The organism is Paraburkholderia sp. GAS206C (assembly GCF_050435645.1).
Taxonomy (GTDB): Bacteria; Pseudomonadota; Gammaproteobacteria; order Burkholderiales; family Burkholderiaceae; genus Paraburkholderia; species Paraburkholderia phenazinium_B.
Genome location: NZ_JBNDKR010000005.1, coordinates 551,853 through 564,517 on the forward strand (window position 1 = coordinate 551,853; position 12,665 = coordinate 564,517).

A 12,665-nucleotide genomic window follows, 5' to 3' on the forward strand; every position below is an offset into this window, starting at 1 on the left:
TCGCGATTGTACAGGGCGTGAAATCGGTCTTGATGCAGTGAGGCGGTGGGCGGCCGTTGCCGCGCCACCGCCATGACGTTGGGACTTTCCAGCCGTCCGCTTATTGGCTCGCGTGGGCCTTGGCGCCAAGCAACGCTTCGCGGAAGCGGCTGCGCAGATAAGGACCGTCGCGAGGCGGCAGGGAGGTAGGTTCGGGATCCGTTCCGACCTTCACCGTGGCGAGCACTGGACCGGTAGCATTGAGAATCACATCGACACATTCTTCGAGTTCGCTTTCGGCGTAGATTGTCGCCGCCTTTTCGAAGCCAGCCGCGCGTGCGATTGCCGTGATGTCCACACCGCGGCCTGCATGGGCCAGCTGCATTCCCGTTTCCGCGTAGTGCTCGTTATCGATCACGACAATCGATAGATTGGCGGGCTTATCGACGCCCACCGTTGCTAGCGATCCAAGTCCCATCATCATTTCGCCGTCGCCGACAAACACGATGACGCGTTTTTCAGGCTGTGCAAGCGCAATGCCGAGGCCGAAGGTGACGGCTCCGCCCATTGCACCCCACAGGTAGAAATTTTGAGCCGTGTCGCCGGCAGCGGCCACATCGAAGGTGGGGTTGCCAAGGCTGGTTACTGCCAGAATGTCCTGCTGGCGATCGCGGAGAATCCGCTTAACCGTCAGTCGACGGTTCAGGGGCGTCGTCTGCTGAGTCATTTTAGTACTCACTTGTTAAAGTTTTTGGTGCCGATCACGCGCTGTCCGATCAGAACAGCAACCATCCGGGAGGTGTTGTACCCAAAATTCAACGCGGCACGCACCGTTTCAGGGACTTCGGCTGCATCATCCGCGCGGTAGACATAGACGCCTGCCGATTCGAGGGCTTCCTGGGTGGATTTGCCCATGGCGACCTGCCAGGGATTGAATTCTCCCCATTCGCCGCGCATCGTCACCAGCATCACGATGGGCATGCGGCACTCATGTTGCAGTGAAAGCATGTTGATGCAGTTGCCCACGCCGCTCGACTGCAGCAGCAATACGCCGCGCTGGCCGCCGACCCATGCGCCACCCATCATGGCCACGCCTTCTTCTTCGGTGGTCAGGGAAACCGCGTGAATTTCGGCGTCTGCCTCGCAGAGTTCGATAAGACGTTTGTGCCCCGCATCGGGCACGTATGCCACTTGCCGCACATCAGCGGCTTTGAAGTGCTCGAAGATTGTTTCCGGCCAGTTGACTGACATGGTGACGAGTATTGATAAGTTGAATGAAAACGGATAGCCGTCGCGCCAAGCAAGGCTGATTGATTGCCGTGCTTTGATGAGTGATAGCGTGCATCAGCAAAAGTCGCTGCTCAATTACTGATTGCGGAAGACGCGATTAGGCTGGGGTTAACGGATCGGCCGGGATGGATCGGTCGTACAGAATTTCCGTGCTGCCGGGTGTCTGGTATTCGAGGGTCTGAAATGCGGTGTTCCACAATGCCGAATTCCAACCGTTGGTTTGATTGCTCACACTAGCGTGCAAGCTGATCGGAGAAGGAACCATGAAAATCGTTGTGCCAGTCAAGAGAGTGATCGATTACAACGTGAAAGTCCGGGTGAAGTCGGACGGCACGGGCGTCGACATTGCGAATGTAAAGATGTCGATGAATCCGTTCGATGAGATCGCCGTGGAAGAGGCGGTGCGTCTGCGGGAAGCGGGCGTGGCGACTGAAGTGATCGCCGTGTCGGCGGGCGTGACGCAGGCGCAGGAAACGTTGCGCACGGCGCTCGCGATCGGCGCGGACCGCGCGATCCTGATCGAGTCGTCGGAAGAACTGCAGCCGCTGGCTGTCGCCAAGCTGCTCAAGGCGCTGGTCGACAAGGAACAGCCATCGCTGATCATTCTCGGCAAGCAGGCCATCGACGACGATTCGAACCAGACTGGTCAGATGCTGGCTGCCTTGGCAGGGTTGCCGCAGGCGACATTTGCATCGAAGGTTGTCGTGGCTGATGGCAAGGCAACGGTATCGCGCGAAGTGGATGGCGGTGCGGAAACCCTGTCGCTGACGCTGCCGGCTGTGGTCACCACGGATCTGCGCCTGAACGAGCCGCGTTACGTCACGCTGCCGAACATCATGAAGGCGAAGAAGAAGCCGCTGGAGACGCTCAAGCCGGAAGACCTCGGTGTTGACGTGACCCCGCGCCTGAAGACGCTGAAAGTCGTCGAGCCGCCGAAGCGCTCCGCTGGCGTGAAGGTCGCCGATGTGAAGACGCTGGTCGAGAAGCTCAAGACCGAAGCCAAGGTGCTGTGAGGAGACGGACGAAATGACGATTCTGGTAATTGGGGAACACGACAACGCGTCGCTGAAGGCTGCGACGCTGAACACGGTGGCAGCGGCAGCCAAGATTGGCGGCGACGTACACGTGCTGATCGCAGGTCACAACGCGCAAGGCGCGGCGGACGCTGCAGCGAAGGTCGCAGGTGTCGCCAAGGTGTTGCTGGCCGATGCGCCGCAACTCGAAGCGGGCCTCGCGGAAAACGTCGAAGCGACGGTGCTCAACATTGCGAAGGACTACTCGCATATCCTCGCGCCCGCTACCGCGTACGGCAAGAACATCGCCCCGCGTATCGCAGCGAAGCTCGACGTCGCACAGATCAGCGATATCACCGCCGTGGATTCCGCCGACACGTTCGAGCGTCCCATCTACGCAGGTAATGCAATCGCAACGGTGCAGTCGAGCGATCCGGTCAAGGTCATCACGGTGCGTTCCACCGGCTTCGACCCGGTAGCAGCAGAAGGCGGCAGCGCAACGGTCGAGAAGATCGAAGCCGCAGCCGACAGCGGCCTGTCGCAGTTCGTGAGCCGTGAAGTCACGAAGCTGGACCGTCCAGAGCTGACGTCGGCGTCGATCATCGTTTCCGGTGGCCGGGGTCTGGGCAGTGGCGAGAACTATACGAAGGTGCTCGAGCCGCTGGCGGACAAGCTGAACGCGGCACTAGGTGCCTCGCGTGCCGCAGTGGACGCCGGCTTTGTGCCGAACGACTATCAGGTGGGCCAGACGGGCAAGATCGTCGCGCCGCAACTGTACGTCGCCGTGGGCATCTCGGGTGCGATCCAGCATCTGGCCGGCATGAAGGACTCGAAGGTCATCGTGGCGATCAACAAGGACCCGGAAGCGCCGATTTTCAGCGTCGCCGACTACGGTCTGGTGGGCGATCTGTTCACGGCAGTGCCGGAGTTCGAGGCCATGCTGTCTTGATTGTGCTGCGAGGATGATCAAGGTCGATGAGGTGACAGGTGAGTAATCTGAACGATATGAGGCACATTAGGGCGGTGGCGGCCTTGGTCGCTAACGCCGAAGATGCTTCCATTTGGCGATGGTTCGCTCTGCTCCTTGAAGAGAGGCGAATTCGCTGGTGTTGCAGTGGTGACAATTGGCTGGTGAGCGTCGATAACCGACACGTTGCCACCGACAACAGCTTCGACAATGCTATTCGGATAGCGAGGAAAGCCTCGCAAGAATTATCTCGGCGGCCAACGCGACGCTCACGCCTTGCTTGATCCAATACCGTGCTTGACGCCTATTGCCCGGCGACGAGCGTCCGCTCAGCAAGTTCAAGCAGCCGGTGGATCCGAATTGATGGAAGACCGTTGCGGGTCGACATGCAACGATCGATAGCAATGACGCGCGGTGATCCATTCTGGTTCGGCCAGTCGTCTATTGTGGTGTATTGATTAGTACTCCACTTTATAGGTTGGAGATTCTTCGGGGCGCTGCTGGCGGCGATCATAAAGACGGGTCGTTGAGATATTCGCGTGGCCTAACCAAAACTGGACTTTGGTGATCTCGGCCTGGTGCTCCAGTGCGTTTGTCGCCGCCGTGGCGCGCAGGCCGTGTACGCTGAGACCGTCAACAGCGATCCCCGCACGCCGCGCGTAGTCCCGCACGCACTTGTAGACCCCATCTCCGGTGATCGCCTTGCCGCTTCCGGCGCCCCTTCCACGCAGCGGCTGAAACAGCGGTGCGTCCGCCTCCTTTCCATGTCCCGCCATCTCAAGAAGGCGTGTAGCCGTTCTGCACTCGCTGGATGCAGCGGCAAGTGGCGAATCTTGCTTCCCTTCCCATGCACCCTCAGGTGCAGCACGCCGCGCCGCTGGTGGATGTCGCGGACCTTGAGCAAACATAGCTCTTCGCGGCGCAGACCGTGGTACAGCAGCACGGCGAGCATGGCGCGGTCGCGCTTGCCCTTCAGCGTATCGGCGTCAGGCGCATGGAGCAGGGCGCGGGCCTGGTGATCTCCCATGGCAGGTGTCTTGCCCTCGTTGCTGTTACCCTTGGGCCGCTTGACGCTAGCGACGGGATTCAGCAAAACGGCATTGCGTTCGCACAGGTAATCGAAGAGCGACGATAATGCCGCCAGCTTTCTCCTGATTGTCGCGCCGGACAACTGACGAGCTTCGAGGTGTTTGCGCCAGGCGAGGACGTGCGCACGCGTGACGGTGCGAAACTCCTCCGGCTGTACGATCCCCACGAAACCCATGAAATCGCGTAGGTCGATCCGATAAGCACGGCGGGTCTGTGGCGCGTCGATGTTGGCGGACCATTCGATCTCTGGAGGAACATTCGATAACTTGAGGAATTCGGCGGCGGTGAGTGCTCGAGAGGCATTGTCGCGGGTGGAAATGATTCTGGTTGACACGGATTCTCCCGGCAGGTTGCGCCGCACGCGATTAACCGGGATATAATGAAATCAGTCTTTGGGTGAATACGCCAAAGTTGGCGAATTAAAAGCGCGCGGCGATTATATTGATAATGTATTTTATCAATAGCTGAATTATGTGTGCAAAGCGAATAACTTTGACAAAATCGCACCTAGAATGGTCATGCTCGATGCAGCGACAACTACTAGGGGTTTAAACAGAAGAAACGGCCACGCGAAAGCACCGTTGCCACACGAAGACCTGTGCGCGTGCTATGTTCATCGAATGATCCGACCAGTCGATATCCAAGGTTGCCAGTATGACGCTCCGCGATAAGCTTTCCGTTCCTCCTTATTTAGAGAGTGATCAGGCAGCACGTCGTTGTCTCGACGCATTGGAGATATTTCTCACGGTAAATTCGGTCGACATATCCGGTACGAGCACCATAGATGCTGCGTCTGCGGTCAGTTGGGGTCTACCTCTTGCGATACTAGGCGAGCAGCAATATACGCATCCGTTTTTGGCCCGATTTTCGAAACCCTTCTCCAAGCAATCGGACTTCAATTCGGACGATTTTGTTGAACTGGAAGCGGCTGCGTTGTTGTTGAGTCGCGGCGCTGCGAGCTTAACACCTGTCGACCGAACACACGAGAAAACGCAAGACTTTGACCTGATTTGGAGCGAAACGAACATTGAGGTGGAAGTCACAAAGTCCGAGGCAAAAGACGTCCATACATCGCTGCGGATTCAAGCGCAGAGGATCGCGCAAAGCATTAATTCGACAATAGGAAAATTCGATCTTGTCGTTCACGTTTCGAAGCTGCTCGACACCGCTACGGAGGCACGTCTGCTCGACGCCTCGAGGGAGATCACAATCGATCAAACAATTGAAGAACCGAATGCTTGGCTGCTAGCGGCCAAAGCAACAACGCGGCCAGTTCACGAAGTCCTTAAAGCAGGCGAGGTCGAGATTCAGCCGTCATGGTGGCCGTCAGATATGGTGTCGCTTTTTACAATTTCGTTGACGTTAGCCGGCCCTGACAGTACCGAAGCGCCGCCGCGCGTGAAGGTGTGCTACGCGGCGCCGTTCACAGGCTATCTGAATTCGGCAAAGAAAAAGGCACGAAGGTTCCAGGGGACCCTTACGCGCCCATACCTAATGGTAGTCAACGTGACAGACCTTCCCGACGCATTCGAGGTTTACCGACAGGGACTTGATGCAAACTTTCAGCGCTGGAAGCACATATCAGGCGTTCTAATTTTTGAAGCATTCAAGTCGACTAACGAGATCGGGTGGACATTTCAGTTCTATAGGAATCTTCACGCCACGCGACCACTCCCAATCGATATGGACTTAGCGCTAGGCGGGAGCGGGATGGGAAGAAGTCGACTCGTCATCGGTACGCCATCCGGCAAACTATAACCGGATGGCTAATTGACAATGGCAACGCTGCGAAGGCCGTGCATCCGTATGCAACACCGAGTGTCATCTCGACACTGGTGATGATCCTGAGTCATCAGAGGTCTGTACATTATGCTCCAGTGCAACCCGCCACTCGAGCTCCTGATAGAAATCCAGAGAGCCGGTTGTGATGGAACCGACGCGTCTTAAGGCGCCATAGAACCCGTTCGCATCATTTACACCCCTCAATAGCGCCATAAGCTGCGGGACACTCATGAACCACCAGTTCGTTAGCATGTCTCGTGGCTCGTATCCAAGAGACAGAAGTTTAGTGTGCTGCGTACCAAGAGCACCCAATGTGCTGTTTAATTTCGCGAGCTGATCCGATTGCTTAGCGGTAGCCGCCGAATAGTTAAGTGATGCGCCTATCAACGTCGGCATGATAGCTCTAAGCACCATGCCATCCTGCGTACCGCCCCAGTCTAGAAGCGTTACGGCCAACCGCTCAACTCGACGACCATGAAGGTCAATCTGTCGACCATCGACGAATTTGATATGTCCAAACTCTCGCAGCAATACTTCGTGTTGCCCAAGTTGTTCCTGGGCGCTGAGCACTCCGCCAAAGAGATCGACAAATCCGCTATACGAATCCCCTGCCAGCGCTGCCCGCGTCATCGACTTCTTCTTCAGCTCAATGAGAATCACCGCCTGATCTGTTTCAACCACGATATCGCACTCGCCCGCCGTTCCCCGCATATCGTATTTACACGACACGATTGCTGGCTCGATCCCTCGGGTTCGAAACATACCTGCGACCATTGGTTCAATCGCGTTCCCGATATCCTGATCTACATGCGATCCAAATACGCTTCGCAACTTCGCTGCAGCAATCTCATAGAAGCCCACTGAACTCAGCGATGGCGAAAACAGGAAATACCGCCCGTCGTTAGTCGCGAACAACGGCTTCATGCCTACGTCGGCCTTCGTGGCGTCAAGTGGAGTGCGATAAGCTTTATTCACTGTCGACGGATCATGCGAAACGTCTGCCAGCAGTCGTCCCAACCGATCCTCGTGAATTCCGGCCTTCGCAAACGTCTCGCGACTAAGAGTTGCATTTATCGTCTCAGCTGGAACATAGTCAAATAGCCATTGCATCAACGCCTGCAAATCGTCGATGGCCCACCCGATCTTCGAGCGCATATCCTCGTTGTCGACCCAGTCGAATAGACCGATCATCATTTCGGTAGCATCGGCGGGATGAATCTGGCGAAATGCCAATACGTGATCGGCTATCAGCAGTTCCTGAAGGTAGATAGGCAATCGGTCATGAGAGGTAGCCATGTGGGCATATGTCGTATACGTCTCGACATCAAGCACAGCGACTATATCCGTCGCCCTCTGCAATATTTTTCGAACGGATTCCTCGGAAAAACCCGTGACGCGTTCGGCGGACAGGTTCGCCGCGGCGAGGTTCAGCAAATATCCCAACGGAGGTGCGGGCTGTGGATTCCTCTCGGTTGTTGACCTGGAAATTCTTCCCGTCAGGTAGCGCCCGCCTTTGAAACGTTTGTTGGCCTGAAGATGTTTAAGCACCAAGTACGAGATCCGAAAGCCATCAACCTCACGAAACGCGTCAAAAATGTCAGATGCGCAACGCTCCAGCTCCCCCTCTTCGAAGTTGATCCTCTCATCCTTCGCGAAGAACCGATACCCTTCGCCTTTCAGTCTCGCGACAGCATCAGTGACTGCCAAGTCGCGCTCCATCCCGAGAGTGCTGGAAGGATCAAACCTATGGCCGGATAATTTCTGGAGAAGGTCGAGGTACCGGATTGCTTCACACCATTTATCCACCTCTGAAAAATCCCGAAGCTTCTCACCGTTCGAAGTACCGTGCATAAAGTGGCGCGACGGAGCAGCATAAATGCCAAGCTGGGGCTCAAGTTGCGCTCGGCGAAACAGGGTTCGCCCAAGCGCTCTCATATCCCCCGCAGGACGACCTTCCGGAATGCAAATCGTCTCGTGTACACGGGTCCAAATCTCCTGCTGAGATTCACCATTCGGTTGCAAAGGGTCAATCTTTTTGGCCTCATCAACGCAGTTGATGAAGGCAGCAATATCTTGTTCGGTAATCATCGCCGTATCGGAACGTCCCAAGAATTATTGATCACATAGAGCCAATCTGGAGGCTGGCACAGATCAGCCAAGTGCAACAGCATCGATGGTATGGGCCACCGCTAAACCGACTATTCAAGTTTGCTTTTTGACTTGTCGCTTGAGGCTAGGAGCTCCGCCACTTGGTCGAGGAACGCGGCGAGTTCGCCCTGCTTGCCGGCAAGCGTCGATCGCCATTCGCTGATCGGCCTGACTATCGCGAGCTCGCGTGCGTCCCACGACAGTTCCTCGAGCTCGCGATCGGTCGTGCCGCGCTGGCGTAGGTAGTACTGCCCCCAAGCGGCAAAGGTGAGAATCCACATCGAGACCACTAGCGCGCCATCCCACTGGGCCCAGTTCGAGGTGCTGGCAAGGGGTTGTTGTACGATCCTCCGCTGACGCTTTAAGATCGCCTGCATAGACTGCAGGCTGACGTGCTGTCGCTCGGGGCTGCTATACGCGAAGAGGAAAGCGGCGATATTGGTCGTCTGGCCCTCGCGGGCTCGGTCAAAGAGCCTAGGCTGGTTTTTTAACTCCGGTTCCAGCATGAGGGACAGCTCCTGCATCCAGATTTCGCAGGCATCGTCGATGCTGGCGCGGTCGCTCTGTAACAACGGAAAGACTACATCCCGGAACAACCATGGCTCAGACCAGGCAAGTTGTCGCATATGACCGCGTGTGGAGTTGACCAGGTGCTTTAAGTCTTCGGCCTGGATTTTCGCTGGCAGTGCCTCGTGAAGCGCTGTTACCAAGCCGGTGTATATCTCGGCTTTCTTTGGATTCCGTTGCGCATGATTAATCATCCAGCCCAGTGCGCGAATTCGCTCCGTATATGCGAATGCGTCCATCGACCGCAGTGCGGCAGCGAGGCCTCCCGGATTTTCCAACTGCCGTTCAATCGCGTTCAAGCCCATCCATTGTAGAAGACCGCTGCCGCTGTGTACGAGCCGGTTCCGTTGCGCGTCACTGATGTCGAATTGCACTGAGAGCGAAATGTCGCTGACAATCTGGCTCAACAGAGACAACCGGACCGCGTCGGCGGTCTGTGGCTCCGCTGGCAAGTTGGTCATCTGGGCTTCCGCGATTGCCAGAAGGGTGTCTGGGACATACCACCAAAGAAACTTGACGGCGAAGTACTCCGACCAAGTGAGAGCCGCGTATTTTGTCGCGTGGAACAAAAGTTGTGGTTGATAAGAGGTATGCAGCAGGGCTTCGAGCGGTTCCTGAAACATACGGGCGTCTACCACGACCCATTCCTTGTCCTTCTCGTCGTGTGTACGGTTGAATGACGCATCGAGAAAGCGTGCCAAGAAACTCAGAAAATCATGCTGTGATCCGAATTCTCTAAACCGACGGTCTCCGGATCGTGAATTTGCGAGTATCTCGCCAAGCACCTCCCAGGCCCCGGTGAAGGCCGCAAAGTCGCCCGCCTGCTGCACGAGGTAATTGCGCAGGCTCGCCGTCTCGGGCAGGGCGAGTGAGCCGTCTTTGAGCAGGCCTGCCGCCGCCATTTTCTTCTTCAACGGATCGCCGCTCAAGCCTTGGAGCGATGGCTCATCGGCCCATATGCTCAACACATCGCCTGCGTTTGCCTTATCGAGGAAGCGTAGTGTCTCGTAGAGTCGCCGTGGCGCTGGCGACGCACTGGAGTCGAAGAGAAGCCGCATGGAGGGATTCTCGGCCCCGCCATTGGACGGTGCGGCCTTCGCCTCTTGTACCAGCCCGGACTTGTATTGCGCGACCTTGAGCAGGATATCTGCGGGGATTGGAGTGACGAGCAACGGAAAGCTTTCTGCGGCCTTCTGAAACGAATTGGACAGGTTAAAGCCCGCCACCGGTAGCCCGTCTGGTCCGATGATCAGGATGTAACGGTCATGTAGCCGACCTTCCTTCAGGCCGTAGATGTGCAACTTGAAGCGTTTCAGCAGGTGGCGGTTGTGCTCGCAGTTCGCCAACAGGTTATTAATGCGTTCCTGTGGGAGCTTGTCGGATTTGCGCCGCATGGGTTTATCCTCCCTGACCGGCTTGGGCAGGGACGTGAAGACGATGTAGTCTGCCTGCGGTGCCGCGCAAAGCATCATCAAACCCAAGCCCGCGTCACCGAAATAAGGATCGAAGACAGCCACTTGGTGTTGCTGATACTCGGCGAGCAGCGCCCTAAACCACTCTACGAATTGCAGTCGTCCTTCGCCGTCGAGTTGGCTCCGGCTTAGAAAGAACTGCCCTTGGGACTTCGTCGGATGGAGCCGCGCGAAAAGAGATGCGAGTTCACGGTTGGCCGGGACCCAAGGATCTGCTTCACGTTCGCCGATTAGGTTGGTGAATCCCATATTGCCGCGATTGATCGTAAGAGCGGCCTTCACCCGAGCGGATGCGGACGGCCTTGCGGTATTTTCCAGCCAGTCAAACTTGACCGGGCTGACGCCCCTGCCCACCACATGCCCCTGAAGGCGGAACTCGCGAACATACCAAACCCGCCAACGGCAACACAGAATGCCTTCACGGGAATTGTTGTCGCGAAAACCGAAAATCTCCAGTTCAGTGCTGTCGGTCCTTGCGCGTAACTGGTCGCTTAACTCGAACTTGCATTCGAACACGCCGTCCCGATCGCACTCTCCTGTGGTGATGGCTGAATAGACGACTTGACCTCCATTCTCGATGCTTAAGCGGAACTGGAAGCCACTGAAATGTGGCAATTGCATTGGATTGAAGCGGGCGACCAGGGCGCGCGGGGCGTCGGTCCAACTCGTGGTCAGCAAGGGGCGCTCTAAATCGTCTAGCGCAGGAAAGACCAGTAGCTCGAGGTCGCCGAACCGGATGGTGTCGACGCCACCGAAGTCCAGACCTGTATCTTCGTTGAGGTGCTTGACCACCAACGCGGCTAGGGCGACGTCGTAGTCCTGACCTACGCGGAAAAATGCCTCTTTGTCGGTCTGGGTGATCGAGGCGCTGAAAGCCCCTGCTCCGCCATGAGGGCTGGAAGGTGAGTGCCGGTCTTGCGCGTCGCGGTTGAGCAGGTAAGCCACAGGGCGGTACACCACGCCGTCTGCGGCAAGCGCAGTCGCACCGAACCGCGCCTTCAACTGGTCAGAGAGCCCGAGCGCTAGTTCTTCGCTGATTGCCGAGACGGTCCGGCCGGCGCTGAGTAGCCGTAGAAGGTCCGCGCAGCGGTCGCTTTTGATGTAAAGGTTGAGCCGGATAATCCGCGCTTGGGCTTGCTCGAAGGTGTAGAAGTTATCGTCGTAGCTGGAGTACCAATGGCCGTCGGAATGGCTGTAGGGAAGCAGGCGGCCGTAGACGATGCGATTTTCAATCGATTGTGCGGCCTTGATCTGCAAAATCCACAGTTGCAACGCGCAGTGGCGGCCGTCCTTCCAGAGCAACCGCGCCAAACGGCCATCATGGAGGAGGTCATCAAGTACCGGAGCCGTCGGCTCCTTACGATTATCTTTGTGCATTCTTATTGTCCCCTTACGCGGTCCGGCTTGCACGAGCTGCAGACATGGGAGCTGGCCTGAACTGCTGACGGGAAAATTGGGCCCGACACGCGTTGGTTGGCCCGCTGTTGCAATAGCATCAGCTACCATTTCGTTATGGCTCGGTATGTGTATGCAACAGCCAGCGACACATTACATCGTTCAGCTCCGAGCGTCACGTTTGCGTTTAGCCAAACGCAACTGCTACCTCCGCCGGACGCGGCCGTCTACCGCCATGAAGAGTCGTTCGTTGGTGTCGTGGAGGTGATACTCAGGTGTCGGCTTCGTTCAGTTTCGGGCGGTTCGGCGAGGGCAGGTCCGTAAGCCCAATGACCTAGTGACCAAGTTTCTGCAGTGCCTCTTTAGCGCCCTCATCCCCCTGATCGGCGGCTTTGCGATACCACTTGGCCGCTTCGGTTTCATTCTTGGGAACGCCCAAGCCGTAATCGTAGATCCAAGCCAACTTGAGTTGCGCCACTAGATAGCCCTGCTCTGCCGCCTTTTGGAACCACCTGACCGCCTCTGCGCCGTTCTTGAGGGTGCCAAGACCGTTTTCGTACATCAAACCTAGTTCAACTTGGCCCTGTGGATCACCCTGATCGGCAGCCTTCTGGAACCACTTGATCGCCTCGTCATAGCTCTTTGTGACGCCCAGGCCCTTTTTGTACATGACCCCCAAGTTAAGCATACCGGTCGAATCGCCCTGATCGGCGGCCGTCTGTAACCACTTGATCGCCTCGGTCGAACTTTGGTCAACGCCCCGCCCTTCCTGGTACATGAACCCCAAGTTAATCTGTGCATCCGGATTGCCCTGCTGGGCGGCCTTTCGGTACCACGTGACGGCATCGCGATCGCTTTGTGCAGTACCTGTTGATTTGCACGGAATCCTGACCCACCCCGCGCAGTAATTTGCATCGAATATTGACCCACGTAGAACACTGACCTGCTCGGCAACGAGCAGGG

The 12,665-nt window shown here is 56.9% G+C and carries 9 protein-coding genes and 1 pseudogene; 3 read left to right on the forward strand and 7 right to left on the reverse strand.

Annotated features, from left to right (window positions below; genetic code table 11):
* Nucleotides 1-100: 100 nt before the first annotated feature.
* Nucleotides 101-706 carry a thiamine pyrophosphate-dependent enzyme gene (locus P3T20_RS17335; RefSeq protein WP_074266825.1) on the reverse strand — a complete coding sequence of 202 codons (606 nt, stop codon included), beginning with the start codon at nucleotides 704-706 and terminating at the stop codon, nucleotides 101-103.
* 8 nt (nucleotides 707-714) lie between these two features.
* On the reverse strand, nucleotides 715-1,161 hold the full coding sequence (locus tag P3T20_RS17340; RefSeq protein WP_254368946.1) for a thiamine pyrophosphate-binding protein: 447 nt from the start codon (nucleotides 1,159-1,161) through the stop codon (nucleotides 715-717).
* 371 nt (nucleotides 1,162-1,532) lie between these two features.
* On the opposite strand from P3T20_RS17340, the gene P3T20_RS17345 reads away from it, so the two are divergent.
* Both P3T20_RS17345 and P3T20_RS17350 read left to right on the forward strand, forming a co-directional pair.
* Nucleotides 1,533-2,282 carry an electron transfer flavoprotein subunit beta/FixA family protein gene (locus tag P3T20_RS17345; RefSeq protein ID WP_074266823.1) on the forward strand — a complete coding sequence of 250 codons (750 nt, stop codon included), beginning with the start codon at nucleotides 1,533-1,535 and terminating at the stop codon, nucleotides 2,280-2,282.
* A 13-nt stretch (nucleotides 2,283-2,295) separates the two neighbouring features.
* Nucleotides 2,296-3,231: an electron transfer flavoprotein subunit alpha/FixB family protein gene (locus P3T20_RS17350; protein ID WP_074266822.1), complete on the forward strand. Its 936-nt coding sequence runs from the start codon at nucleotides 2,296-2,298 to the stop codon at nucleotides 3,229-3,231.
* Between the two features lie 476 nt (nucleotides 3,232-3,707).
* Here P3T20_RS17350 and P3T20_RS17355 read toward each other — a convergent pair whose 3' ends face one another.
* Nucleotides 3,708-4,157, reverse strand: coding sequence for a tyrosine-type recombinase/integrase (locus P3T20_RS17355; RefSeq protein WP_429287462.1), 450 nt, complete (start codon nucleotides 4,155-4,157; stop codon nucleotides 3,708-3,710).
* A pseudogene (locus tag P3T20_RS17360) lies at nucleotides 4,046-4,513 on the reverse strand (tyrosine-type recombinase/integrase); the annotation flags it as partial. The gene P3T20_RS17355 and the pseudogene P3T20_RS17360, both read right to left, overlap by 112 nt.
* A 479-nt stretch (nucleotides 4,514-4,992) precedes the next feature.
* Here P3T20_RS17360 and P3T20_RS17365 point away from each other — a divergent pair.
* Nucleotides 4,993-6,096 (forward strand): hypothetical protein, encoded by a 1,104-nt coding sequence (locus P3T20_RS17365; protein WP_074266820.1) that lies wholly within the window; start codon nucleotides 4,993-4,995, stop codon nucleotides 6,094-6,096.
* 63 nt (nucleotides 6,097-6,159) lie between these two features.
* Here the strand turns inward: P3T20_RS17365 and P3T20_RS17370 are convergent, their stop codons facing one another.
* The 3 genes from P3T20_RS17370 to P3T20_RS17380 form a co-directional block, all read right to left on the reverse strand.
* Entirely contained in the window at nucleotides 6,160-8,208 is a 2,049-nt protein-coding gene (locus P3T20_RS17370) for a hypothetical protein (RefSeq protein ID WP_074266819.1), read from the reverse strand.
* A 110-nt stretch (nucleotides 8,209-8,318) separates the two neighbouring features.
* Nucleotides 8,319-11,684 (reverse strand): VPA1262 family protein, encoded by a 3,366-nt coding sequence (locus tag P3T20_RS17375; protein ID WP_074266818.1) that lies wholly within the window; start codon nucleotides 11,682-11,684, stop codon nucleotides 8,319-8,321.
* Nucleotides 11,685-12,036: 352 nt separating this feature from the next.
* Nucleotides 12,037-12,665 (reverse strand): tetratricopeptide repeat protein (locus P3T20_RS17380; protein WP_429287441.1); only part of this gene is annotated, 629 nt, incomplete at its 5' end.

Coding starts and splice junctions, on each gene's coding strand:
- P3T20_RS17365 (WP_074266820.1), top strand. CDS start 4,993: ATGACGCTCCGCGATAAGCTTTCCGTTCCTCCTTATTTAGAGAGTGAT.
- P3T20_RS17355 (WP_429287462.1), bottom strand. CDS start 4,157: ATGTTTGCTCAAGGTCCGCGACATCCACCAGCGGCGCGGCGTGCTGCA.
- P3T20_RS17335 (WP_074266825.1), bottom strand. CDS start 706: ATGACTCAGCAGACGACGCCCCTGAACCGTCGACTGACGGTTAAGCGG.
- P3T20_RS17350 (WP_074266822.1), top strand. CDS start 2,296: ATGACGATTCTGGTAATTGGGGAACACGACAACGCGTCGCTGAAGGCT.
- P3T20_RS17345 (WP_074266823.1), top strand. CDS start 1,533: ATGAAAATCGTTGTGCCAGTCAAGAGAGTGATCGATTACAACGTGAAA.
- P3T20_RS17370 (WP_074266819.1), bottom strand. CDS start 8,208: ATGATTACCGAACAAGATATTGCTGCCTTCATCAACTGCGTTGATGAG.
- P3T20_RS17375 (WP_074266818.1), bottom strand. CDS start 11,684: ATGCACAAAGATAATCGTAAGGAGCCGACGGCTCCGGTACTTGATGAC.